Annotated in this window: 20 protein-coding genes; 11 read left to right on the forward strand and 9 right to left on the reverse strand. The window is 71.3% G+C overall.

Annotation, left to right across the window (positions count from 1 at the left end; genetic code table 11):
- The first annotated feature begins 30 nt into the window (after positions 1–30).
- Positions 31–1,206, forward strand: a complete 1,176-nt coding sequence (locus ABUW04_RS24730) for an ROK family transcriptional regulator (protein ID WP_380566654.1) — start codon at positions 31–33, stop codon at positions 1,204–1,206.
- A gap of 60 nt (positions 1,207–1,266) precedes the next feature.
- On the opposite strand, the gene ABUW04_RS24735 is transcribed toward ABUW04_RS24730, so the two are convergent.
- The 6 genes from ABUW04_RS24735 to ABUW04_RS24760 form a co-directional block, all read right to left on the reverse strand.
- The gene (locus tag ABUW04_RS24735) at positions 1,267–2,385 is read right to left on the reverse strand and encodes a DUF475 domain-containing protein (RefSeq protein WP_380566655.1); all 1,119 of its coding nucleotides are present in this window, start codon (positions 2,383–2,385) and stop codon (positions 1,267–1,269) included.
- 121 nt (positions 2,386–2,506) lie between these two features.
- Positions 2,507–3,085, reverse strand: coding sequence for a TerD family protein (locus ABUW04_RS24740; RefSeq protein ID WP_030251104.1), 579 nt, complete (start codon positions 3,083–3,085; stop codon positions 2,507–2,509).
- A 109-nt stretch (positions 3,086–3,194) separates the two neighbouring features.
- Positions 3,195–3,770, reverse strand: coding sequence for a TerD family protein (locus ABUW04_RS24745; RefSeq protein ID WP_030251101.1), 576 nt, complete (start codon positions 3,768–3,770; stop codon positions 3,195–3,197).
- A gap of 171 nt (positions 3,771–3,941) precedes the next feature.
- Positions 3,942–4,400, reverse strand: a complete 459-nt coding sequence (locus ABUW04_RS24750; protein ID WP_030251098.1) for a peroxiredoxin — start codon at positions 4,398–4,400, stop codon at positions 3,942–3,944.
- Between the two features lie 150 nt (positions 4,401–4,550).
- Positions 4,551–5,477 carry a hypothetical protein gene (locus tag ABUW04_RS24755; RefSeq protein WP_380566656.1) on the reverse strand — a complete coding sequence of 309 codons (927 nt, stop codon included), beginning with the start codon at positions 5,475–5,477 and terminating at the stop codon, positions 4,551–4,553.
- Positions 5,478–5,604: 127 nt separating this feature from the next.
- Positions 5,605–6,051: a DUF3052 domain-containing protein gene (locus tag ABUW04_RS24760; protein ID WP_030251092.1), complete on the reverse strand. Its 447-nt coding sequence runs from the start codon at positions 6,049–6,051 to the stop codon at positions 5,605–5,607.
- A 540-nt stretch (positions 6,052–6,591) separates the two neighbouring features.
- Here ABUW04_RS24760 and aceE point away from each other — a divergent pair.
- The 3 genes from aceE to ABUW04_RS24775 all read left to right on the forward strand — a co-directional run bounded on the left by aceE (position 6,592) and on the right by ABUW04_RS24775 (position 11,905).
- A complete protein-coding gene (aceE, locus tag ABUW04_RS24765; protein WP_030251090.1) occupies positions 6,592–9,342 on the forward strand; it encodes a pyruvate dehydrogenase (acetyl-transferring), homodimeric type in 2,751 nt (916 codons plus the stop codon).
- Positions 9,343–9,518: 176 nt separating this feature from the next.
- Positions 9,519–10,289 (forward strand): G1 family glutamic endopeptidase, encoded by a 771-nt coding sequence (locus ABUW04_RS24770; RefSeq protein ID WP_030251087.1) that lies wholly within the window; start codon positions 9,519–9,521, stop codon positions 10,287–10,289.
- A 413-nt stretch (positions 10,290–10,702) separates the two neighbouring features.
- On the forward strand, positions 10,703–11,905 hold the full coding sequence (locus ABUW04_RS24775) for an alpha/beta hydrolase (RefSeq protein WP_157623632.1): 1,203 nt from the start codon (positions 10,703–10,705) through the stop codon (positions 11,903–11,905).
- A 53-nt stretch (positions 11,906–11,958) separates the two neighbouring features.
- On the opposite strand, the gene ABUW04_RS24780 is transcribed toward ABUW04_RS24775, so the two are convergent.
- Together ABUW04_RS24780 and ABUW04_RS24785 are read right to left on the reverse strand one after the other, a co-directional pair.
- A complete protein-coding gene (locus ABUW04_RS24780; protein WP_380566657.1) occupies positions 11,959–12,975 on the reverse strand; it encodes an aldo/keto reductase in 1,017 nt (338 codons plus the stop codon).
- Entirely contained in the window at positions 12,972–13,406 is a 435-nt protein-coding gene (locus ABUW04_RS24785) for a MerR family transcriptional regulator (RefSeq protein WP_030251079.1), read from the reverse strand. The genes ABUW04_RS24780 and ABUW04_RS24785 overlap by 4 nt, the downstream gene beginning before the upstream one ends.
- A 199-nt stretch (positions 13,407–13,605) precedes the next feature.
- On the opposite strand from ABUW04_RS24785, the gene ABUW04_RS24790 reads away from it, so the two are divergent.
- Together ABUW04_RS24790 and ABUW04_RS24795 are read left to right on the forward strand one after the other, a co-directional pair.
- A complete protein-coding gene (locus tag ABUW04_RS24790) occupies positions 13,606–16,080 on the forward strand; it encodes an N-acetylmuramoyl-L-alanine amidase (protein ID WP_380566658.1) in 2,475 nt (824 codons plus the stop codon).
- A gap of 114 nt (positions 16,081–16,194) precedes the next feature.
- Positions 16,195–17,022: a serine hydrolase domain-containing protein gene (locus tag ABUW04_RS24795; RefSeq protein ID WP_380566659.1), complete on the forward strand. Its 828-nt coding sequence runs from the start codon at positions 16,195–16,197 to the stop codon at positions 17,020–17,022.
- Between the two features lie 169 nt (positions 17,023–17,191).
- On the opposite strand, the gene ABUW04_RS24800 is transcribed toward ABUW04_RS24795, so the two are convergent.
- Entirely contained in the window at positions 17,192–17,941 is a 750-nt protein-coding gene (locus ABUW04_RS24800) for a pirin family protein (protein ID WP_380566660.1), read from the reverse strand.
- Between the two features lie 233 nt (positions 17,942–18,174).
- Between ABUW04_RS24800 and ABUW04_RS24805 the strand changes: the two genes are divergently transcribed.
- The 5 genes from ABUW04_RS24805 to ABUW04_RS24825 all read left to right on the forward strand — a co-directional run bounded on the left by ABUW04_RS24805 (position 18,175) and on the right by ABUW04_RS24825 (position 23,250).
- The gene (locus tag ABUW04_RS24805) at positions 18,175–19,371 is read left to right on the forward strand and encodes a PucR family transcriptional regulator (RefSeq protein WP_051725015.1); all 1,197 of its coding nucleotides are present in this window, start codon (positions 18,175–18,177) and stop codon (positions 19,369–19,371) included.
- 193 nt (positions 19,372–19,564) lie between these two features.
- Positions 19,565–20,512, forward strand: coding sequence for an ACP S-malonyltransferase (locus ABUW04_RS24810; protein WP_380566661.1), 948 nt, complete (start codon positions 19,565–19,567; stop codon positions 20,510–20,512).
- Complete coding sequence (locus ABUW04_RS24815) at positions 20,509–21,543, forward strand: beta-ketoacyl-ACP synthase III (RefSeq protein WP_030251063.1); 1,035 nt, start codon at positions 20,509–20,511, stop codon at positions 21,541–21,543. The genes ABUW04_RS24810 and ABUW04_RS24815 overlap by 4 nt, the downstream gene beginning before the upstream one ends.
- A gap of 76 nt (positions 21,544–21,619) precedes the next feature.
- The gene (locus ABUW04_RS24820; RefSeq protein ID WP_030251060.1) at positions 21,620–21,862 is read left to right on the forward strand and encodes an acyl carrier protein; all 243 of its coding nucleotides are present in this window, start codon (positions 21,620–21,622) and stop codon (positions 21,860–21,862) included.
- A 119-nt stretch (positions 21,863–21,981) separates the two neighbouring features.
- Entirely contained in the window at positions 21,982–23,250 is a 1,269-nt protein-coding gene (locus tag ABUW04_RS24825) for a beta-ketoacyl-[acyl-carrier-protein] synthase family protein (RefSeq protein ID WP_380566662.1), read from the forward strand.
- Positions 23,251–23,360: the final 110 nt, after the last annotated feature.

Genomic DNA, 23,360 nt, shown 5'->3' on the forward strand with positions numbered 1-23,360 from the left:
GACGCGGGCCCAGGGCACTAAAGTGTGGGCATGATTGCCAGGCCCGCGACCTCCTCCACGCTCAAGGAGATCAACCTCCGGACCGTCCTGGACGTGATCCGCGCCGAGGCCCCGGTCTCCCGCGCGGAGATCGCCAGGCGGACCGGCATCTCCAAGCCGACCGTCTCCGCACTGCTCCAGGACCTCCTGGAGATGGGCCTGGTGTCGGAGACGGTCAGGGCCGAACTCGGGCCCACCTACGGCGCGCTGTTCTTCGCCCCGCGCCCGGAGGCCGCCTACGTGCTGGCGCTGGACGTCGGCGCCCGGCGGCTCCGCGGCGCGGTCGCGGACCTGGACGGCACCATCAGGATCCGCCGCGACGTCCTGGTCGAGGGCCTGGACGCACCCCGGATCGTGCAGACCGGCGCCGAGCTCGCCGAGGAGCTCTGCGCCGAGGCCGGCATCCACCGCGGCGCGCTGCAGCACGCGGCCGTGGGCGTGCCCGGCGTGGTGGACCGCAGGGACGGGCGGATCTGGCAGGGCGCCAACATCCCCTCCCTGGACGGGTTCGCGGTGCAGGAGGCGTTCGAGCAGGCGCTTGGCATGCCGGCCACCGTGGAGAACGACATCCACCTGGCCGCGCTGGGCGAGCAGCGCCGCGGCAACGGCACCGCCGCCGAGAGCTTCACCTTCCTCTCGGTGGGCACCGGTGTCGGCGCCGGCCTGGTCCTGCACGGAGAACTGCACCGCGGCTTCGCCGGCGCGGCCGGCGAACTGGACTGCGCGGTCGAGCCCGCCGAGTTCGACGCCCAGGACCCCTGCGCCGCCTCGCTGTTGCGCTACGCCGTGAGCCGGCTCCCGGAGGAGGCCGCCCTGGGCGCGCTGACCACCGAGCGGGTCTTCGCGCTGGCCCGCGATGGCCACCCGGGCGCCTGCTCAGTGGTGGACGAGGAGGCCAGGCGGATCACCGGCTACCTGGCCCCGGTCGCCGCCGTGGTGGACGTGGAACTGGTGGTCCTGGGCGGCGGCATCGGACTCAACGGCGACCTGCTGCTGGACCGGATCCGCGAGCGGCTGGCCGCCCGGGTCCCCTACCCGCCCCGGATCGAGGTCTCCGCCCTGGGCGACGCCGCCGTGCTGACCGGCGCCGTCTCGGTAGCCACCCGCGCCGCTCTGGAACAGATCCTCACCCTCCGCTTCGCCGCCCCAGGCCACCGCAGACCGTAGGGCTCGAACGGCCCCACGGTCTGCGGTATCGGTATCGGTGTCCTGCTGGTACTGCGGTCGCTACAGCTCCGGGACGTCCCCTGCCGCTGCCAGTCGCTTGTTGCGCAGCACCGAGGAGAGCAGGGCGAGGCCGATGAAGGCCACGCCGATCAGGCCGGTGACGATCTCCGGGATCGTGTACTTGATGGAGACCATCAGGATGATGGCCAGCGCGCCGATGGCGTAGTGCGCGCCGTGCTCCAGGTAGACGTAGTCGTCCAGGGTGCCCTGGCGGACCAGATAGACCGTCAGCGAGCGGATGTACATGGCCCCGATGCCCAGGCCCAGGGTGATCTGGAAGATGTCCTGGCTGATGGCGAACGCGCCGACGACGCCGTCGAAGGAGAACGAGGCGTCCAGCACCTCCAGGTAGAGGAAGAGGAAGAACGCGGCCTTGCCGGCGACCAGGATGGCGGGCTTGCCGTTCTTCGCGGCCGGGGCGGCCGGGCCAGCCGCTGCCTCCTCGGCGCCCTCCTCGTCCTCGTCCTCGTCCTCCTCGCCGGCCTCCTCGAACAGGTTGGACAGACCGCCCACGGCCAGGTAGGTGGTGAGCCCGGCGACGCCGGCCAGCAGAACCGTCTCTGCGCCGCCTTCGGCGAAGAAGCGGGCCGAGAGCATCAGCACGATCAGCGAGACGACCACCGACAGCTGGTCCAGCTTGCCGATCTTCTCCAGCGGCTTCTCCAGCCACTCGAGCCACTGGATCTCCTTCTCACCGAGGATGAAGTCCAGGAAGATCATCAGCAGGAACATCCCGCCGAACGCGGCGATGGCGGGGTGGGCGGCGTCCAGGTGCTGGGCGTAGGTCAGCCCGGCCTCGGTCTTGGTGGAGTCCAGCGCCAGCTGCACCACGGTGACCGGGCTGATGTGCGCGGTGAGCGCCACCACCAGCAGCGGGAAGACCAGGCGCATGCCGAACACGGCGATCAGCACGCCGACGGTGAGGAAGATCTTCTGCCAGAACGGCGTCATCCGCTTCAGGATGGTGGCGTTGATGACGGCATTGTCAAAGGACAGTGAGATCTCGAGTACAGAGAGGATCAGGACGACGCCGAAGCCGTCCGCCCCCCAGAAATACGCGGCAGCCGCGAGGCCGATCAGGGTGATCCCGAAGGACCACCCGAAGGTACGGAGGAGCACGGAGGGGCCTGAACCTTTCTGTAGCGCGCGCAGCCACAGTCGCGGGGACCGCCCTGCACGCCGTGTCCGTCACGCCGTGGGAGCGATCCCCGACAATCCCCGCCCTGCCCGCAAGATTCTCTTACTGAACGTTAACTCCGAAGTCTAGGGCGATCCCCCTGAGCCCCGACGCGTACCCCTGCCCCACCGCGCGGAACTTCCACTCGTTGTTGTAGCGGTACAGCTCGCCGAAGATCATGGCGGTCTCGTTGGAGGCGTCCTCGGAGAGGTCGTAGCGCGCCAACTCGGCGCCGTCGGCCTGGTTCAGCACCCGGATGTAGGCGTTGCGGACCTGGCCGAAGTTCTGCAGCCGGGCCTCCGCGTCGTAGATGGAGACCGGAAAGACGATCTTGTCGACCTGCGGCGGGACCTGGGTCAGATTGACCTTGACGACCTCGTCGTCCTCCGCGCCGGTGCCGCCGACGAGCTCGTCGCCCATGTGCTCGACCGAGCCCTCGGGGCTCTTGAGGTTGTTGTAGAAGATGAAGTACTCATCCCCCAGCACCCGGCCGTTGGAGCAGAGCAGGGCGCTGGCGTCCAGGTCGAAGTCGGCACCGGTGGTCGCCCTCGCCTCCCAGCCCAACCCGATCTGCACGGCGGTGAGGTTGGGGGCGGCCTTGGACAACGAGACGTTGCCGCCCTTGGCGAGCGTGACACCCATCTGTTCTTCCCTCCCTGGGAATCCTGCTGCTGCGGTACTGCTTGCCCCGCGGCTGCCCGCGGCCGTGCACGACGGCCGCGGGCAGCCTACGAGAAAGGCGTCCTGGACGTCAGACGTTGACGCCGAAGTCCTGGGCGATGCCGCGCAGGCCGGAGGCGTAGCCCTGGCCGATGGCCCGGAACTTCCACTCGGTGCCGTTGCGGTACAGCTCGCCGAAGACCATGGCGGTCTCGGTGGACGCGTCCTCGGTGAGGTCGTAGCGCGCGATCTCCTGGCCGCCGGCCTGGTTGACGACCCGGATGTAGGCGCTGCGGACCTGGCCGAAGCTCTGCTGCCGGTTCTCGGCGTCGTAGATGGAGACCGGGAAGACGATCTTGGCGACATTGGCGGGGACGGCCGCCAGGTTCACCTTGATGACCTCGTCGTCGCCCTCGCCCTCACCGGTGGTGTTGTCACCGGTGTGCTCGACCGAGCCGTCCGAGGACTTGAGGTTGTTGTAGAAGACGAAGTCCTTGTCCGAGACGACCTTGCCGGTTTCGGACGTGAGGATGGCGCTGGCGTCCAGGTCGAAGTCTGCGCCGGTGGTGGTACGAGCGTCCCAGCCCAGGCCGACGAGGACCGCGGTCAGGCCGGGCGCCTCCTTGCTGAGCGAGACGTTGCCACCCTTGCTGAGGCTGACACCCACGAGTCCTCCAGATGCAGGGGGAGCACTTCGCCGTGCCCCCGTTGGTGCGGTTGCGGTTTCTGTCCAGCCAACGGATCGATCGTAGTGGCCAGTTCCCTAAAATGTCGGGATCACGCATACCGCAAGCCGCACCACCGAGGGGTCTTACCGGAGATTTCCAGGCGACGCCGCTCAGATGGCGGCGAGCGCCTTCAGGTACTCCTGCTGGTCGCGGGCGTCCGGCAGGCCGTTGACGACGGTCCAGCGGACCACGCCGGCCTTGTCGATGACGAAGGTGCCGCGCACCGCGCAGCCCTTCTCCTCGTCGAACACGCCGTAGGCGCGGGAAGCGGCGCCGTGCGGCCAGAAGTCCGACAGCAGCGGGTACTCCAGGCCCTCCTTCTCGGCGAACACGCGCAGCGTGAACGGCGAGTCGTTGGAGACGGCCAGGATCTGCACGTCGTCGTTCTGGAACTGCGGCAGCTCCTTCTCCAGGCTGCAGAGCTCACCGGTGCAGACGCCGGTGAACGCGAAGGGGTAGAAGACCAGAACGACGTTCTTCTCACCGCGGAAGTCGGAGAGCTTGACCAGCTCACCGTGCTGGTTCTTGAGCTCGAAGTCCGGAGCCTCGGTGCCGACCTCGATAGCCATGCTTACCTCTCAGGGATGCTTGCGGGCCCTCGGCTCAGCGCCGGCGGAACCCTTGCGGACGTCGTGCCCGCGCTCATCCTGCCACCCGGGTCCGGCCCGTCCCGCATCCAGGTCACCCGCTGCGCTGCGGCGCCGGCGCGGGGGTCCGGGTCAGCGCAGACCGGGCAGTCGCCCGAGCAGTCCCACCACACCCACCGCGCGCCGCAGCAGCGCGCCGCCGGGCAGCCCCGGCACCTGCTCCACCAGCGGGGCCAGCGCCATCAGCCCGCCGATCCGGTGCAGCCGGATCTCCCCCTTGGCCAGCAGCGAGGGCAGCGCCGCGCGCCCGATCGGGACGCCGAGCACGGTCGCCGCGGCCCCCTCGATGCCCGGGGTGTCGGCTCCGGGACCGCCACCGGTGCCGGACTCGGTCCGCCATCCCTGCGCGTCGGCACGGAACACCCAGCCACTGGTCCCCTCGCCCCACACCCCGGCCTCGGCGCGCAGCCCCTGCCGGTGGGCCAGTGCCCCGACCACGTCCACCATCGCGGCGACGGCGGCATCGGTGACCGCCGGGGAGAGTCCGGCGCGCGCGGCGGCGCGGTCCGGGAAGCAGTCCAGGGCCGCCAGGGCGACCTCGTGGGCGGAGGCGTGGATCTGAGTGAGCAGCGGCAGCGGGCCCAGCGCGGAGTTCAGCTCCAGCAGGGCCAGCCCGGGCTCCCGCTCGACCTCGGCCAGCGCCTCGGCGATCCTGCGCCGCGCCTCGTCCAGGGCTGCCAGGATCCGGGCCGGGGGCTCGTCGGAGTGGTCCTGCCGCGGTGCCTCGGGCGGCGGCGTCTCGGACAGCGGCGCCTGGGACGGCGGTGCCTCGGACGGCGTCGGGGCGGGACCGCGGGCGGAGTAGCCGACGGAGTCGCGGGCCTGGGCCATCAGCCGGGCCAGCACCGGGCGCTCGGGCCAGGAGCCCAGTTCCGCCAGCCGGCCCAGGCCCGCGGGCGGCAGCGTCCGGGCCAGCTCCAGCAGCCCGTCCCAGGCCCCCAGGGTCCGCTCGGCGAGTTCTCCGGGCGGCCCGGTGGCGACGCCGCGATGATGGTCCATCCCAGCATTCTGCCTGTTGCAGAACGCAACGGCCCGCCGTATCGGCCGAACCCGTGGTGCCGGGCGGCCGGTACGGCGAGCCGTCGCAGTGTTGAGCTGTCGGTCCCTCTGTTACGCCGTCAGCCGATCAGCGCTGGCCTGCCTTGGCGGCCTTGGGGGTGGCCAGCCGAACCGCCTGCCAGTCCTTGCTGACGGCGACGGTGCTGGTCTGGGAGAGGCCGGCGGTCTGCGCCGCTTCGGCGATGTCGCTGGCCTCGACGTGCCCGGTACGCCCGGTCTTGGGGGTGAGCAGCCAGACCAGGCCGCCCTCCACCAGGTACTCCTGGGCGTCGACGAGGGCGTCGGTGAGATCGCCGTCCTCGCTGTCCTCGCGGAACCACATCAGCACGGCGTCCGCGACGTCGTCGTAGTCCTCGTCGACGAGTTCGCTGCCGGTGAGGTCCTCGACGGCCTCACGCAGATCCTGGTCGACGTCGTCGTCGTAGCCGAGCTCCTGGACCACCTGTCCGGGCTGGAATCCCAACCGGTTTGCCGGGTTGGTCCTGTCCTCCGCGGGGTCCGCGGTCGCGCTCACGGGAATTGCCTCCTATATCCGACCCTGCCTCCTGAAGGCAGGGCTGTGGCCGTAGTCCACACGGGCGGGGCGTTCAGCGCAAGTACCCGCTCCCCGATCCCGTACCGACGACGATGCGCCGCAACGCGACACGCCGCCGAGCGTGACACACATCACGCCCATTTGCCCCAGTATCAAGCGGTGCGGCGGATCCGCGCAGCGGATTGCCGACTCACTTACCCCTCGCGCCGCCCCCTCACTCCCCGTACAGCAGTTCCGGAGCACTGCTCCGCCGGGCGTAGAGTTCCTGATTGGCCCTCCCCAGCCTCCCACCACCACAACGTCGTGGTTTCGGTCGGGCCGCTACGTCGCAGCCAGGACCCCCACCCAGGGTTCCGTCTGCACAGCTGGGCCGGTTTCACCCTAATGGGGAGCTTTTGGATGCAGACATCCCAGGGCACGAACCGGTTACCCACTGGTAGAGATGACGTTTCTCGACCTGCGGTCCACGATGGAGGCGGCGCGACACCACCTCAGTTCGACCGACAGTGAAGGAACAGCGTGGCTTCCGGATCCGATCGCAACCCGATCATCATTGGCGGCCTGCCCAGCCAGGTCCCGGACTTCGATCCCGAGGAGACCAGCGAGTGGCTGGAATCGCTCGATGCCGCCATCGACGAGCGGGGCCGTGAACGCGCCCGCTACCTGATGCTGCGGCTCATCGAGCGCGCCCGCGAGAAGCGTGTCGCCGTGCCCGAGATGCGCAGCACGGACTACATCAACACCATCGCGACCAAGAACGAGCCGTTCTTCCCCGGCAACGAGGAGATCGAGCGCAAGGTCCTCAACGCGACCCGCTGGAACGCGGCCGTGATGGTCTCCCGCGCGCAGCGCCCCGGTATCGGCGTGGGCGGCCACATCGCCACCTTCGCCTCCTCCGCGTCGCTGTACGACGTGGGCTTCAACTACTTCTTCCGGGGCAAGGACGCCGACGGCGAGTCCGGCGACCAGATCTTCTTCCAGGGCCACGCCTCCCCCGGCATCTACGCCCGCGCCTTCCTGCTGGACCGACTGAGCGAGCAGCAGCTCGACGCCTTCCGCCAGGAGAAGTCGAAGGCCCCCTACGGCCTGTCGAGCTACCCGCACCCGCGGCTGATGCCGGACTTCTGGGAGTTCCCCACCGTCTCCATGGGCCTCGGCCCGCTGGGCGCGATCTACCAGGCCCGGATGAACCGCTACCTCAGCGACCGCGGCATCAAGGACACCTCCAACTCGCACGTCTACGCCTTCCTCGGCGACGGCGAGATGGACGAGCCGGAGTCGCTGGGCCAGCTGTCGCTCGCGGCCCGCGAGAACCTGGACAACCTGACCTTCGTGGTCAACTGCAACCTGCAGCGCCTGGACGGCCCGGTCCGCGGCAACGGCAAGATCATCCAGGAGCTGGAGTCGCAGTTCCGCGGGGCCGGCTGGAACGTCATCAAGCTCATCTGGGACCGCAGCTGGGACCCGCTGCTGGCGCAGGACCGCGACGGCGTCCTGGTCAACAAGCTGAACACCACCCCGGACGGCCAGTTCCAGACCTACGCCACCGAGTCCGGCGCGTACATCCGGGAGAACTTCTTCGGCGGCGACCTGCGGCTGCGGAAGATGGTCGAGGACCTGACCGACCAGCAGATCCAGCACCTGGGCCGCGGCGGCCACGACCACGCCAAGGTCTACGCCGCGTTCAAGGCCGCCCGCGAGCACGTCGGCCAGCCGACCGTGATCCTGGCGCAGACCGTCAAGGGCTGGACCCTCGGTCCCAACTTCGAGGGCCGCAACGCGACCCACCAGATGAAGAAGCTGACCACCGAGGACCTCAAGCGCTTCCGCGACCGGCTGCACCTGCCGATCACCGACAAGCAGCTGGACGAGGGCTACCCGCCCTACTACCACCCGGGCCGCGACTCGGAGGAGATCCAGTACATGCACGACCGGCGCAGCGAGCTGGGCGGCTACATGCCGACCCGCAAGGTGCGCCCGGTCAAGCTGGAGCTCCCCGGCGACGACACCTACAAGCTGCTCAAGAAGGGCTCGGGCAAGCAGGAGATGGCCAGCACCATGGCCTTCGTCCGGCTGCTCAAGGACCTGATGCGGGACAAGGAGATCGGCAAGCGCTTCGTGCCGATCGCCCCGGACGAGTACCGCACCTTCGGCATGGACTCGCTGTTCCCCTCGGCGAAGATCTACAACCCGCAGGGCCAGCTGTACGAGTCGGTGGACCGCGAACTGCTGCTCGCCTACAAGGAGTCGCCGAACGGGCAGATGCTGCACGACGGCATCTCCGAGGCCGGCTGCACCGCCTCGCTGATCGCCGCCGGCTCCTCCTACGCGACCCACGGCGAGCCGCTGATCCCGGTCTACGTCTTCTACTCGATGTTCGGGTTCCAGCGCACCGGCGACCAGTTCTGGCAGATGGCCGACCAGCTGGCGCGCGGCTTCGTGCTGGGCGCCACCGCCGGCCGCACCACCCTGACCGGCGAGGGCCTGCAGCACGCCGACGGCCACAGCCAGCTGCTGGCCTCGACCAACCCGGCCGTGGTCGCCTACGACCCGGCCTTCGGGTTCGAGATCGCCCACATCGTCCAGGACGGCCTGCGCCGGATGTACGGCAGCAGCGCCGAGTTCCCGCACGGCGAGGACGTCTTCTACTACATGACGGTCTACAACGAGCCGATGCGGATGCCCGCGGAGCCCGAGAACGTCGACGTGGACGGCATCCTCAAGGGCCTGCACCGGTACGCCCCGGCGACCGGCGGCCAGATCCCGGCGCAGATCCTCGCCTCCGGCGTGGGCGTGCCGTGGGCTCTGGAGGCCCAGCGGATCCTGGCCGAGGAGTGGAACGTCAAGGCCGACGTCTGGTCCGCGACCTCCTGGAACGAGCTGCGCCGTGACGCCGTCGCGGTGGAGGAGTTCAACCTGCTCCACCCGGAGGAGGAGCAGCGCGTCCCGTACGTCACCAAGAAGCTGAGCGGCTCCGAGGGCCCCTTCGTGGCCGTCTCGGACTGGATGCGCGCGGTGCCGGACCAGATCGCGCGCTGGGTCCCGGGTCAGTGGCAGTCGCTGGGCGCGGACGGCTTCGGCTTCGCCGACACCCGTGGCGCGGCCCGTCGCTTCTTCCACATCGACGCCCAGTCGGTGGTCCTGGCGGTGCTCACCGAGCTCGCCAAGCAGGGCAAGGTCGACCGCTCGGCGCTGAAGGTGGCCATCGACCGCTACCAGCTGCTGGACGTGGCGGCGGCCCACCCGGGCGCGGCCGGCGGAGACGCCTGACCTGCAGTCAGTTCCCTCAGCACCTGCGGTATCCGGCCTCGGCCCGGCGACGTCACCGTCGCCGGGCCGAGGTTTTTCGGTGTGGATTTCTGTTAAACCACTGTGCGGGGTGGCAGCAGCCGCTACCTTGACGGTACTCCGACAACATCGGGATCCCCACCGCGAGAAGGAGCACCATGTCGACGACCCGTCGCATCACTGCCCTGTCCGCCGGCCTGCTGGCCGTCCTCGGCTCCGCCGCCCCCGGGCTGGCCGTGGCGGCCCCCGCGTTCAGCAACGCGCCGCTGCAGCTGTCCTCCCCGGCCGGCCACCACATGGTCGCGCAGGTAGGCGGAATACGGAACAGCACGTCCTCGAACTGGTCCGGCTACGCCGCGACCGGCGCCAAGTTCACCAGCGTCAGCGCCAGCTGGGTCCAGCCCACCGGCAAGTGCACCAGCGCCACCACCTACTCCAGCTTCTGGATCGGACTGGACGGCGACGGCAGCAACTCGGTCGAGCAGACCGGCAGCGAGGTGGACTGCTCCGGCGGCTCCCCGCAGTACTACGCGTGGTACGAGATGTACCCGGCCTACCCGGTGAACTTCTCCAACACGGTCCGGCCCGGCGACCACTTCACCTCCTCGGTCACCGAGAGCGGCAGCGGCTCCTTCAAGCTGGTGCTCTCGGACACCACCCAGGGCTGGAGCAGGACCGTCACCAAGACCCTGGCCAGCGCCGCGCTGGCGTCCGCCGAGGTCATCGCGGAGGCCCCGTCCAGCAGCTCCGGCGTGCTGCCGCTGACCAACTTCGGCACCGCGTCCTTCACCAGCGCCACCGCCAACGGCCAGCCGATCGGGAACTTCTCCCCCGACCAGATCAACATGGCCTCCGGCTCCACCACCAAGGCCACCACCTCCGCCCTCTCCGGCGGCAACGCCTTCACGGTGACCTGGAAGCACAGCTGACCCCAGCCCCGCAGTCCTCGGGCCCGCACCCCGCTACCGGGGTGCGGGCCCGAGGTGCGCCTTGCGCCAGGGGTGCGGCGGGTGAGATAGGTCGCTGGTAAGAAAAGCCTTGAGGCCGCCGACACGAGCGAAGCCGTTCATCACACCGGTTCCCTCGTTCCGGGGACGGTCCGCGTGGCCGCCGGCCCGGGTCCACCTGGGTCCCCGCAGGCTTCGCGAGGGCTTTCCGTGTGTGAAGCAGCCGTGAATCTGTGGGCCGATTGGCGCTCCTTGTGACGGTTGTCGCAGTTTGGTTGTACCGGGTACAGCGTACGCAGACCGGTATTGCGCTTACGCTGACGCAGAGCATCTCAGCAAGACCTCCGGGCACGGCCCGTATGACGGTCGCCCCACGCCCAAGGAGAGTCACGCGTATGCGGTTCAGGCGCACGCTGATAGCTGCGATGGTGTCCTTCACTGTTCTCGCCGGCACCGGTGCCGCGGCCGCGGGCGCCGCGGTCTCCGACGAGCAGATCGCGATCACCACTCCGCCGGCCGGCAGCAAGGCCTGGACCCAGGACCACTCGCTGGGCCGCGACCTCCCGAACCCGGCCAAGGCCACCGCGGCCGAGGTCGCCGCGTTCTTCGCCTCCCTCACCACTGCCCAGCAGCAGCGGCTGGTACACGCCTACCCGCTGGTGGTCGGGAACTTCGACGGCGCCCCGCTGGCCCTGCGCTACCAGGCCAACGCGATCGCCATGGAGCAGGAGCTCGCCACCCAGAAGGCCCGCGCCGCCGACACCTCGCTGACCGCCTCCGACCGCGCTTCCGCCGCCGGACGGGTCGGGATGCTGAACACGCTGCTCACCCCCGGCCGCCAGATCCTGGCCTTCGACCCGCGCGGACGCGGCCTGGTGGCCGAGGTGTACGGCAACCTGTCCACCGCCCAGCGGGTGTCGGTGCTGGTCCCCGGCTCCGACATGGACCTGGCCCACTTCGAGCGCACCGACCAGCCGCTCAAGGGCGCCGCCGGGATGGCGCAGGCGCTGCGCGCCGAGGAGGAGGCGGTCTCGCCGGGCACCAGCACCGCGGTCATAGCCTGGTCCGGCTACGTCACCCCGGTCGGACTGGGCGCGGACGCGGCCACGGCCCGCCTCGCGGAGGCCGCCGCGCCGCGGCTGGAGAGCCTGCTCGACGGGCTCAAGATCACCTCGCACCCGGAGACGGCGCCCTCGCTGTACTGCCACTCCTACGGCTCGGTGGTGTGCGGGATCGCCGCCCCGAAGATCGACGCCCCGCAGGGCGTCACCGACATGGTGGTCTTCGGCAGCCCCGGGATGGACGTCTCCGACGCCGCGGACCTCGGCACCGGGGTGCGACTGTGGGCCACCGCGCGCAACCCCGGCGACTGGATCGGCAACGTGCCCTACCTGGAGGTCGCCGGGCTCGGCCACGGGGCCGACCCGACCAGCACCGACTTCGGCTCCCGCGTGATCGCTTCCACCGGGGCCAACGGGCACAACGGGTACCTGTCCCCCGGAACCGCGAGCCTGCGGAACTTCGCGGACATCGCGCTGGACCGGTACCAGGACGTGGTGTGCAGCAACAACAACGGCGGGTGCATCTCAGGGCTCTAGGGGTTGCCCCGCGCCCCATAGGGGCGCGGGGAACTGCGCGACAAGCCAAAGGCCTACTCGCGGGCGGCCGACGTCCCCGTCATGTCCGCGTACCGGTCGCCCACCACCGCGGCGGCCATCGGCTCCAGCGCGGCCAACTCCTCGGAGCTCAGGTGCAGCGCCGTCGCTCCCGCATTCTCCTCAAGACGAGACCTGCGCCGCGTCCCGGGGATCGGCACCACCGCGAGCCCGTGCACCTCGGCCTGCTGCTGGACCCAGGCCAGGGCGACCTGCCCGGCCGTGGCCCCGTGCGCTGCCGCGATCTTGTGCACCGGGGCGAGCAGCGCAGCGTTGTGCGCGGCGTTGTCGCCGGTGAAGCGGGGCTGGTGGTTGCGGAAGTCGGCCGTCCCCAGCTCGCCCGCATGGGCGAAGGCACCGGTCAGGAAGCCCCGGCCGAGCGGCGAGTAGGGCACGAAGGCCACCCCAAGCTCGGCCGCCGTCGGCACCGCGGTCCGCTCCACGTCCCGGGAGAACAGCGACCACTCCGACTGCAGCGCCGTGATCGGGTGCACCGCGTGCGCCTCCCGCAGTTCGGCGCCGGTGACCTCGGACAGGCCCAGGTACTTGACCTTCCCCGCCGTCACCAGCTCCCCCATCGCGCCGACCGACTCGGCCAGCGGCACCTCGGGGTTGCGGCGGTGCATGTAGTACAGGTCGATGACGTCCACGCCGAGACGGCTCAGGCTGGCGTCGACGGCCTGCCGGATGTACGCCGGGTCGTTGCGCACGGCCCGGTAGGTGGGGTCGTCGATCCGGCGTTCGATGGAGTACTTGGTGGCGACCACCACCCGGTCCCGGTTGGCCCGTACGAACGGGCCGATGAGCTTCTCGTTCTCACCGAAGCCGTACATGTCGGCGGTGTCGAAGAAGGTGACCCCGAGTTCCAGGGCCCGGTCCAGTGTGGCCAGGGCCTCGGCGGTGTCGGTCTCCCCGTAGAAGTCGCTCATGCCCATGCAGCCGAGGCCCTGGACGCCGACCACCGGGCCGCCGGTGCCGAGCGTGGTGGTCGCGATGGCGTTGTTGCTGCTCATGTCTGCGTCTGCCTCTCCGCGTACAAGTCGATCTTGTGGTCGATGATCATCAGCGTGGCCTGGAGGTCCGCGATCCGCCGGCGCACCTCGTCGCGGTGCTGGATCAGCAGTTCCTGGCGGGCGGCGGCGGTGTGCTCGCCCTCGCGCCGCAGTTCGGCGTAGCGGACCATGTCCGCCACCGACATCTGGGTCAGCCGGAGCTTGTTGAGGAACTCCAGCCAGACCAGGTCGCGGTCGCTGAACCGCCGCTGGCCCGAGTGCGAGCGGGCCGGGGGCTCCAGCAGGCCGATCCGCTCGTACCAGCGCAGGGTGTGCGCGGTGAGTCCGATCCTGGCGACCACCTCGCCGATGGTGTGGCGCGGCGTGTCGTCGGCCTCCGCCGGTGCTGCCGCCGAGTCCGATGTCTGCAGTGCCGCGATCGCCGGTGCCATGTTTCGAACCTACCGACTTTGAGTGCGCTCTAAGCAAGCGCACCGGGCGGTCACAACCGACGCCCCGGTCCGCGACCCGGCGGCCCGCCCCCAATAGGATCAGCCGATTTACAGTCGACCGGAACACAAGGGGCGGGACATGGGCAGACGAGCACGCGGCGTCGATCGCAGTCGGAAGCGACTCAGGACGCGGGCGCTGGTGACCGCCGGTGTCCTGCTGGTCGGCAGTGCCGGTGTGGTCGCGGTCCTGGACTCCGGATCGGGCAGCGCCTCGGGTACCTCGGCCGGCGCCACCGCCCAGCCCATCGTCCCCTCGGTGAGCGCGCTCGCCCTGACCGCGGACTCGGACCGGAGCGCCACCCTGGCGGCCCGCTCCACCAAGGCGTTCAGCTCCGTCGGCGTCACCTGGACCGGCGCCGCCGCCAAGCTCTCCGGCACGGTCGAGGTGCGGACCCGGTCCAGCGCCGACGGCCGCTGGAGCGGGTGGACCGCACTGGGCGCCGAGGACTCCCTCCCGGACCCGGACGAGCTGGGCCGCAGCGGGGTCCGCGGCGGCACCGAGCCGCACTGGGTCGGCCCCTCCGACGGGGTGCAGGTCCGGGTCGCCGCCGCCAAGGGCGTGACCGCCCTCCCGGCCGGGCTCACCGTCGACCTGGTCGACCCCGGCGTCGCCAGCGGCACTGGCGGATCCACGACGGACATGGCCGCAGCGGGCTACGCGATGGACGACACCTCCGCCTCGCCGAGCGACACTGCGAGCGACTCCCCCGCGGCAACGGACAGCACCGGCGCGACCGACAGCGCCAGCGCGACCGCGACGGACTCCGCAACCGACACGGCGACCGACACCGGCAGTGCGGCCGCCACGGACAGCGCCTCCGCCTCGGCGAGCGCCGAGGACACCACCACCGCCACTGCGTCAGCCTCCGCCTCGGCGTCCGCCAGCGCGTCCGGCTCCGCCGGCACGTCGGCCTCGGCGAGCGCCTCGGCGTCCGTAAGCGCCAGTGCCACGCCGGTCGCCTCCCAGCTGCCGACCCTGGCCCAGGCCTACCCCAGCTGCACGGGCGCCGCGACCACCACCAAGACCTCGCCCTCCCCGCTGCCGGCCGTGACCAGCAGCAGCATCGCCGCCCCGACCGTCGTCAGCCGGGCCTCCTGGGGCGCCGACGAGTGCCTGCGCGAGACCGGCTACCCGGCCTACGGCACCGCGGTGAAGGTGGTGTTCGTGCACCACACCGACGACAGCAACAGCTACAGCTGCTCCAGCTCGGCGGCGATGGTCCGCAGCATCTACGCCTACCACGTCAAGGTCCAGGGCTGGCGCGACATCGGCTACAACTACCTGGTCGACAAGTGCGGCACCATCTTCGAGGGCCGCTTCGGCGGCCAGGCGCTGCCGGTGGTGGGCGCGCAGACCTACGGTCTGAACACCAACAGCATGGGCATCGCCGCGATCGGCACCTACACCGACCTCACGGGCGGCGACTCGGCCGACGGCAAGGGCGCGACGCCCACCAAGGCCATGCTGGGCTCGATCGCCCGGATCACCGCCTGGAAGCTGGGGATGTCGAAGACCAGCCCGCTGACCGGCAAGGGCACCCTGGTCGAGGCCGGCACCTACGCCGGCAGCGGCAACAAGTTCACGACCGGCCAGCAGGTCACCCTGAACGCGGTGTCCGGGCACCGGGACGGCTTCGCCACCGACTGCCCCGGCAACCAGCTGTACAACGACCTCGGCCTGATCCGCTCCTACGCGGCCGGGCCGGTGACCGGCCTGTCGGTGACCGGGGTCGCCGGCGCCGCCAAGTCCGGGAGCAGCTGGTACACCAAGGGCAGTGTCACGGTCAGCTGGTCCACCGCCACCCCCGGCGCGGTGATCTCGGGTTTCGCCGTCCTGGTGGACGGCAATGTGGTCGCCCGCACCGGTGGCAGCGCCACCTCGGCCGCGGTCACCGTGGGCGCCGGCAGCCACAGCGTCAAGGTGGTGGCCACCCACGTCAGCGGCGCCGCCACCACGTCGGCCGCGTTCACCCTGGTCCGCGACAACACCGCACCGACCTTCAGCACCGCCCCCTCGGTGGGGCTGCGCACCGGCACCGTCTACGCGAGCAGCGTCCCGGTGCTGCTGAGCTGGCGGGCCGCCGACAACCTGGCGCTGGCCTCGGTCAACGCCACCTCGCCCAGTTCCGCGACGCTGGGTGCCTCGGCCACCGGCTGGTGGACCTGGCAGGCCGTGGGCAAGAGCAGCCTGTTCACGCTGCGGGCGGCCGACGCTGCCGGCAACACCGCCACCGCCTCGGTCAGCGCCACCCCGAAGCTGGTGCCGGAGACCTCGTCCAGCCGCACCGGCAGCTGGATCACCAGCTCCAGCAGCAACTTCCTCGGCGGACGCGCCTACACCTCCAAGGCGAAGAACGCGACCATCAGCTGGACCTTCAGCGGCCGCTCGGTCGCCTGGGTCGCCAACCGCTCCACCACCTCCGGACAGGCGTACGTCTACGTCGACGGCGTCAAGGTCGGCACGGTGGACCTCAAGGCCACCAGCACCGCCTACCACCAGGCGGTGTGGACCAAGACTTGGTCCGGTAGCGGCAAGCACACCGTGAAGATCGTGGTCGTCGGCACCTCGGGCCGGCCCACCGTCACCACGGACGGCATCGCGGTCATCGGCTGACGCCCGGCAGGTGACGGTCGGCGGCTGACAGCTGTCGTCATCTGTCAGCCGTCATCGGTCCGCCGCGGCACGGCCGCCCCGGTCCGGCCACCCGGCATCGATAGTCTGTCCGTCATGGACAGCCTGCTGATGATCGACAAGTGGCCGGTACCGACGGCGGCCGCCGCCGTGGTGCTCCGGGACGGCACCCTGGCCGGGGCGCGCGGACCGCAGCAGCACGCCTTCCCGCTGGCCTCCGTCACCAAGCCGCTGAGCGCGTTCGCGGTGCTGGTCGCGGTGGAGGAGGGGGCGGTCGAGCTGGACCAGCCGGCCGGCCCCGAGGGCTCGACAGTGCGTCACCTGTTGGCCCACACCTCGGGGCTGGCCTTCGACGAGCACCGGCAGATGGCCGCCCCCGGCACCCGCAGGCTCTACTCCAACGCCGGCTTCGACGTGCTGGCCGACACCGTGGAGAAGGCCACCGGCATCCCCTTCCCGCAGTACGCCGCCGAGGCCGTGTTCCAGCCGCTGGGCATGGCCGACACCCGGATCGACCCGGCGTCCAAGAGCCCGGCCGGTGCGGGCGGTGTGTCCACCGCCGCCGACCTGGCCCGCTTCGCCGCCGAACTGCAGGCCCCCCGGGTGCTGCACGCCTCCACCCTGGCCGAGGCCACCACCGTGGCCTTCCCCGGCCTGGACGGCGTACTGCCGGGCTTCGGGCACCAGCGGCCCAACGACTGGGGCCTCGGCTTCGACCTGCGCGACCACAAGGCCCCGCACTGGATGGGCCGGAACAGCGCCCCCACCGCCTTCGGCCACTTCGGCCAGGCCGGGACCTTTCTGTGGGTGGACCCGGTCGCCGGGGCCGCCTGCGTGGCCCTGACCGACCGCGACTTCGGCACCTGGGCCGCGGAGCTGTGGCCCCCGTTCACCGACGCGGTGCTGAGGGAACTGGCCGGCTGAACGAGGGGGTTCTGACGGATCCCGGCTGCGGCGTGTGCATGGCTGTTCGCGCAGTTCCCCGCGCCCCTGGGGGGCTGCAACTGACCCACTGTGAGTAAGTTGCACCTACCTAGGGGCGCGGGGAACTGCGCGCCCGACCACCTACGGTCCGCACCAGAAATCCCCCGGCTCAGCCGTAGCGCACCGCCGAGTGCATCTCCCACAGCAGCGCCTCCACACCCTCCGGCCCCGCCACCGGATCGACCGGCACGGCCGCTGCCCCGCTCATCCTCAGGCTGTCGCCGGGGCCCAGCTCCCGGCCCACGCCGCGCGGGCCGCCCGCGGTGCGGAAGCCCAGGCCGCCGCGGACCACATGCAGATAGCGGTAGTCGGCCGCAGGCAGCGCGGGCAGCGCCGCGCCGGGGCCGACCCGCAGCAGGTGCAGGGCCGCGTCCGCGCGCCGCAGCTCGCCGAGGCCGGCCAGGGTGAGCAGCCCGGAACCGTTCGGCGCGGGCCGCAGCGCATAGCGGGGCTCCGCCCCGAACTCGTCCGGCTGCAGCCAGAACTGCACGAAGCGCACCGGACCCGCCGCGGCGCCGACGTTGCCCTCGCTGTGCACGGCCCCGCTGCCCGCGCCCAGGTACTGCACCTGTCCGGGCCGGACCACCGCCGCGTGGCCGTGGTCGTCCCGGTGCGCCAGCGCGCCGTCCAGCACCCAGGTCAGGATCTCGGTGTCGCGGTGCTTGTGCGGGGCGAAGCCCGCACCGGCCGCCAGGGTCTCTTCGTTGCACGCCAGCAGCGCCCCGAAATGCGTGTTCGCCGGGTCGTAGTGGCCCGCGAAGGAGAAGGCGTGCCGGGTCAGCACCCCCGGCTCGGGCGCTGAGGCGTAGCGCTCGAACGCGAGGTGGACCGTGAGGGCGGGGGCGGGCTGTTCGGACACGCGCCCGACGCTACCGTGCCCGGGTTGTGACCGTTGCCACGCATCGGGAAGCTCCTGCTCGGCGCGCATCCCTCCGTACGTAGGGCAGTCTTGTGCCTGTGCCAGCCGTCCCAGTCGATAAGCCAGCGAAGAAGACCGCCAAGAAGGCCGCAGCCAGGGCGACGCCGCCCGCCGCGCCGCCGGACGGGCCCGGGCCGGAGCCCGAGCGCCGGGGATCGCCCCGGGGGACGGCGATAGAGCGCCGGACCGCCGCCGAGCGGGCCGAGCGGCATGCCGCCACGCTCAAACGGCTGGAGAAGGCGGCCGGGAAGCTGTCCACCGCGGCCATCGCCCGGATGGACGAGCAGCTGTCCTGGTACCGCAACATGCCGCCGGAGCACCGCTCCTGGATCGGTCTGGTCGCCCAGGCCGGTATCGCCGCCTTCACCGAGTGGTTCCGCCACCCGGAGGCGCCCCAGGCGATCAGCACCGACGTGTTCGGCACCGCCCCGCGCGAGCTGACCCGGGCGGTGACGCTGCGCCAGACCGTGGAGATGATCCGCACCACCATCGAGGTGGTCGAGGAGGCCATCGACGAGGTCGCGGCACCGGGCGGCGAGGACGGGCTGCGCGAGGCGGTGCTGGTCTACGCCCGGGAGATCGCCTTCGCGACGGCGCAGGTGTACGCGCAGGCCGCCGAGGCGCGCGGGGCCTGGGACGCCCGGCTGGAGGCGCTGGTGGTCAACTCGCTGCTGTCCGGCGACGCCGACGAGGGCGTGCTGTCCCGGGCCGCGGCGCTGGGCTGGGGATCGCCCGACCGGGTGATGGTGGTGATGGGCAGCGCGCCCGCCGGGGACAGCGAGCTGGTGGTCGAGGCCATCCGCCGGGCCGCCCGGCACGCCAAGCTGCATGTGCTGACCGGGGTGCTGGGCGCCCGGCTGGTGGTCGTGGTCGGTGACGGCGGCCGGAACCCGGACCGGGTCTGGGACCCGGTCCCGGCCGCCCGGGCGCTGATCGGGCAGTTCGCGGCGGGTCCGGTGGTGATCGGCCCGACCGTGGGCGACCTGCTGTCGGCGACCCGCTCGGCCCAGGCCGCCGCGGCCGGACTGCGGGCCTGCGCTGCCTGGCCGGACGCGCCGCGGCCGGTGCTGGCCGACGACCTGCTGCCGGAACGGGCGCTGGCCGGGGACCAGGCGGCCCGCACCCAGCTGGTCGAGGAGATCTACACCCCGCTGGACGAGGCCGGGTCCGCGCTGCTGGACACCCTGTCGGTCTACCTGGAGCAGGCGTCCTCGTTGGAGGGTGCGGCGCGGATGCTGTTCGTTCACCCCAACACCGTTCGCTACCGACTGCGGCGTGTGACCGATGTCACCGGGTATGCGCCCAGCGACGTCCGCTCCGCCTTCACTCTGCGCATCGCCCTGGCGCTGGGGCGGCTGCAACCGTCATGACCTGCGGCTGCGACCTCCCGGGGGGCCGTTCGCCACGCCCCCGGGCGCACCCCCGGCCGACCGGCCCGGGGGCAGGGACACCCCGAGTGACCTGCTGAAGTAGCGAACTGTAGAGAATCCACAACGGTGGCTGCGGTTATTGGTCGCCGTCCCCACCCGCGTCCGGTACGTCCGGCGAGAGAAGGTTGGTTCTGTGCTCGTAATCGTTTCTCCCGGACAGGGCGCCCAGACGCCAGGATTCCTCGCCCCTTGGCTCGAGGTCGACGGTGTGGCCGACAGGCTGCACTGGTGGTCCGCCGTGGCCGGGCTCGACCTGGTGCAGTACGGCACCGAGGCCGACGCGGAGACGATCAAGGACACCGCCGTCGCCCAGCCGCTGCTGGTCGCCGCCGGGATGGCCGCGGGTTCCGTGCTGTTCCCCGGCTCCGACGCACCGTCGGCCCGGCTGGGCGCGGTCGCCGGGCACAGCGTCGGTGAGATCACCGCCGCCGCGTTCGCCGGGGTGCTGTCGCCCGAGCAGGCCGTCGCCTTCGTCCGGCAGCGCGGACTGGCCATGGCCGGGGCCGCCGCGCAGACCGCGACCGGGATGTGCGCGGTGCTGGGCGGTGAGCCCGACGAGGTGGCCGCCAAGATCGCCGAGCACGGCCTGACCGCCGCGAACAACAACGGCGGCGGCCAGATCGTCGCCGCCGGCACGGTGGAGCAGCTGGAGGCCTTCAAGGCCGACCCGCCGGCCAAGGCCCGGATCATCGCCCTCTCGGTCGCCGGCGCCTTCCACACCGAGCACATGGCCGCCGGGGTGGAGCGGCTGGCGCGGCTCGCACCGGGCCTGACCGTGCAGGACCCGCAGACCGCCTATGTCTCCAACGCCGACGGCAAGACCGTGGACGGCGGCGCCGAGGTGCTGAGCAGGCTGGTCTCGCAGGTCGCCAACCCGGTCCGCTGGGACCTGTGCATGGAGGCCCTGGAGCGGTTGGGCGCGACCTGTGTGATCGAGGTCCCACCTGCTGGGACGCTGACCAACCTGGTTAAGCGCAACCTGAAGGGGGTGGCTACCCTCGCTCTGAAGACTCCGGACGACCTCGACAAGGCCCGCGAGTTGATCGCTGAGCACGCCGCACCCGAGGGGACCGCTTCATGACTGCCACTCCTGCCATCACCCCCAGCACCGGGGCCGCGTTCGCACGCATCCTGGGCGTCGGCGGCTACCGCCCGGTCCGGGTGATCCCCAACTCCGAGGTGCTGAACTGGATCGACTCCTCGGACGAGTGGATCCGCACCCGCAGCGGGATCACCGAGCGCCGCTGGGCCGGCCCGGACGAGACCGTCGCCGAGATGTCGGTGCAGGCCGCGGCCAAGGCCATCGCCCAGTCCGGGATCGCCCCCGAGCAGATCGGCGGCGTGATCGTCGCCACCGTCTCGCACCTCAAGCAGACCCCCGCCATCGCCACCGAGATCGCCCAGCGGCTCGGCTGCGGCACCGCCCCGGCCTTCGACATCTCCGCCGCCTGCGCCGGCTTCGGCTACGGCCTCAGCCTGGCCGACGGCATGGTCCGCAGCGGCAGCGCCGAGTACGTCGTGGTCATCGGCGTGGAGCGGCTGTCCGACCTCACCGATGTGACGGACCGTTCGACGGCCTTCATCTTCGGCGACGGCGCCGGCGCGGTCGTGGTCGGCCCGTCCGAGACCCCCGGCATCGGCAAGGTGATCTGGGGCTCCGACGGGGCGCAGAAGGAGGTCATCAGCCAGACGCAGGCCTGGGACACCGCCTTCGCCAAGCCGGACGCCGTCAACGGCACCGGCGACGAGGTGAAGTGGCCGGCCCTGCGGATGGAGGGCCAGGCGGTCTTCCGCTGGGCCGTCTACGAGATGGCCAAGGCCGCCCAGCGCGCCCTGGACGCCGCCGGGATCACCGCCGACCAGCTCGGCGCGTTCATCCCGCACCAGGCCAACATGCGCATCATCGATGCCATGATCAAGACGCTGAAGCTGCCCGAGAGCGTTCCGGTCGCCCGCGACATCGCGGAGACCGGCAACACCTCGGCCGCCTCCATCCCGCTGGCGATGGAGCGCATGCTGCAGAGCGGCGAGGCCAAGAGCGGCGACCTCGCCCTGATCATCGGGTTCGGGGCGGGTCTGGTCTACGCGGCCGCTGTGGTTACCCTGCCGTAAGTCACGAATCCACAATGACGACCGTGCTCCGCATTCCGGCGGGCACGGACAGTGCACAACACGAAGGAGTGCCGACATGGCCACCAAGGACGAGGTCCTTTCCGGTCTCGCGGAGATCGTCAACGAGATCGCCGGGATCCCGGCCGAGGACGTCGAGCTGGACAAGTCGTTCACCGACGACCTGGACGTCGACTCGCTGTCCATGGTCGAGGTCGTCGTCGCCGCCGAGGAGCGCTTCGGCGTGAAGATCCCGGACGACGAGGTCAAGAACCTGAAGACCGTCGGCGACGCCGTGGACTTCATCCTCGCCAACAGCTGACTCGCAGCAGCTGAGCCTCAGCGGCTCGACCCGGGTCGTCCCCCGGCCCGCTACCGGGCCGGGGGCGCCCCGCCCCCTCCTCAGCCCAATCCAGCAGACGTACACGTGGGAGATTTGCAGTGACCAACGACAGCCGCACCGTGGTCGTCACAGGGATCGGCGCTTTCACGCCGCTCGGCGGCGACGCCGCCTCCACCTGGGAGGGCCTGGTCAACGGGCGTTCCGGGGTACGGCTCCTGGAAGAGGAGTGGGCCACCGACATCCCGGTGCGCATCGCCGCCCGCACGGCGGTGGAGCCCGGTGACGTCATTCCCAAGCACCAGACCCGCCGGCTGGACCGCTCGGCGCAGTTCGCGCTGATCGCGGCCCGCGAGGCCTGGGCCGACGCCGGCTTCGAGACCGCGGCCACCGCCCCCGGCTCCACCGTGGACCCGGACCGCCTCGGCGCGGTCGTCGCCTCCGGCATCGGCGGCGTGACCACCCTGCTCGACCAGTACGACGTGCTGAAGGAGAAGGGCGTCCGCAGCGTCTCCCCGCACACCGTGCCGATGCTGATGCCCAACAGCCCGGCGGCCAACGTCGGTCTGGAGATCGGCGCGCGGGCTGGCGTGCACACCCCGGTCAGCGCCTGCGCCTCCGGCGCCGAGGCCATCGGCTACGCCATCGAGATGATCCGCACCGGCCGCGCCGACGTGGTGGTCGCCGGCGGCACCGAGGCGGCCATCCACCCGCTGCCCATCGTCGCCTTCTCCAACATGATGGCGATGTCCAAGAACAACGAGCACCCGCAGGCCGCCTCGCGCCCCTACGACAAGGCCCGTGACGGCTTCGTCCTGGGCGAGGGCGCCGGCGTGATCGTGCTGGAGTCCGCCGCGCACGCCGCCGCCCGCGGCGCCAAGGTGTACTGCGAGGCCGTGGGCCAGGGCCTGTCCTCGGACGCCCACCACATCGCCCAGCCCGAGCCCACCGGCGCCGGCATCGCCCGCGCGCTGGCCCACCTGTTCGAGTCGACCGACCTGGACAAGGCCGAGGTGGTGCACCTCAACGCGCACGCCACCTCGACCCCGCAGGGCGACGTCGCCGAGATCAAGGCGCTGCGCAAGGAGCTCGGCGACCACGTCGACCACATCGCCATCTCCGCGACCAAGTCGATGACCGGCCACCTGCTCGGCGGCGCCGGCGGCATCGAGACCGTCGCCACCGTGCTGGCCCTGCACCACCGCCAGGCCCCGCCCACGCTCAACGTGGACGACCTGGACCCGGAGGTCGACGCCGACATCGTCACCGGCGAGGCCCGCAAGCTCCCCGAGGGCCGGATCGCCGCCCTCAACAACTCCTTCGGCTTCGGCGGCCACAACGTGGTCCTGGCCTTCCGCACCACCGACTGACCCGCCGGCAGCAACGGGCCGGTGCCCGGCCCAGTCGTCGCGGGGGCCGGTGCCGGGCCCCGCGGTGCGCTGACGGCGGGTCCGCGGGTCTGGCCGATCAGGTCCACGAC

The organism is Streptacidiphilus jeojiensis (assembly GCF_042510965.1).
Classification (GTDB): domain Bacteria; phylum Actinomycetota; class Actinomycetes; order Streptomycetales; family Streptomycetaceae; genus Streptacidiphilus; species Streptacidiphilus jeojiensis.

Coding starts and splice junctions, on each gene's coding strand:
- ABUW04_RS24770 (WP_030251087.1), top strand. CDS start 9,519: ATGTCGACGACCCGTCGCATCACTGCCCTGTCCGCCGGCCTGCTGGCC.
- ABUW04_RS24795 (WP_380566659.1), top strand. CDS start 16,195: ATGGACAGCCTGCTGATGATCGACAAGTGGCCGGTACCGACGGCGGCC.
- ABUW04_RS24730 (WP_380566654.1), top strand. CDS start 31: ATGATTGCCAGGCCCGCGACCTCCTCCACGCTCAAGGAGATCAACCTC.
- ABUW04_RS24775 (WP_157623632.1), top strand. CDS start 10,703: ATGCGGTTCAGGCGCACGCTGATAGCTGCGATGGTGTCCTTCACTGTT.
- ABUW04_RS24740 (WP_030251104.1), bottom strand. CDS start 3,085: ATGGGTGTCACGCTCGCCAAGGGCGGCAACGTCTCGTTGTCCAAGGCC.
- ABUW04_RS24815 (WP_030251063.1), top strand. CDS start 20,509: ATGACTGCCACTCCTGCCATCACCCCCAGCACCGGGGCCGCGTTCGCA.
- ABUW04_RS24820 (WP_030251060.1), top strand. CDS start 21,620: ATGGCCACCAAGGACGAGGTCCTTTCCGGTCTCGCGGAGATCGTCAAC.
- ABUW04_RS24780 (WP_380566657.1), bottom strand. CDS start 12,975: ATGAGCAGCAACAACGCCATCGCGACCACCACGCTCGGCACCGGCGGC.
- ABUW04_RS24755 (WP_380566656.1), bottom strand. CDS start 5,477: ATGGACCATCATCGCGGCGTCGCCACCGGGCCGCCCGGAGAACTCGCC.
- ABUW04_RS24785 (WP_030251079.1), bottom strand. CDS start 13,406: ATGGCACCGGCGATCGCGGCACTGCAGACATCGGACTCGGCGGCAGCA.
- ABUW04_RS24750 (WP_030251098.1), bottom strand. CDS start 4,400: ATGGCTATCGAGGTCGGCACCGAGGCTCCGGACTTCGAGCTCAAGAAC.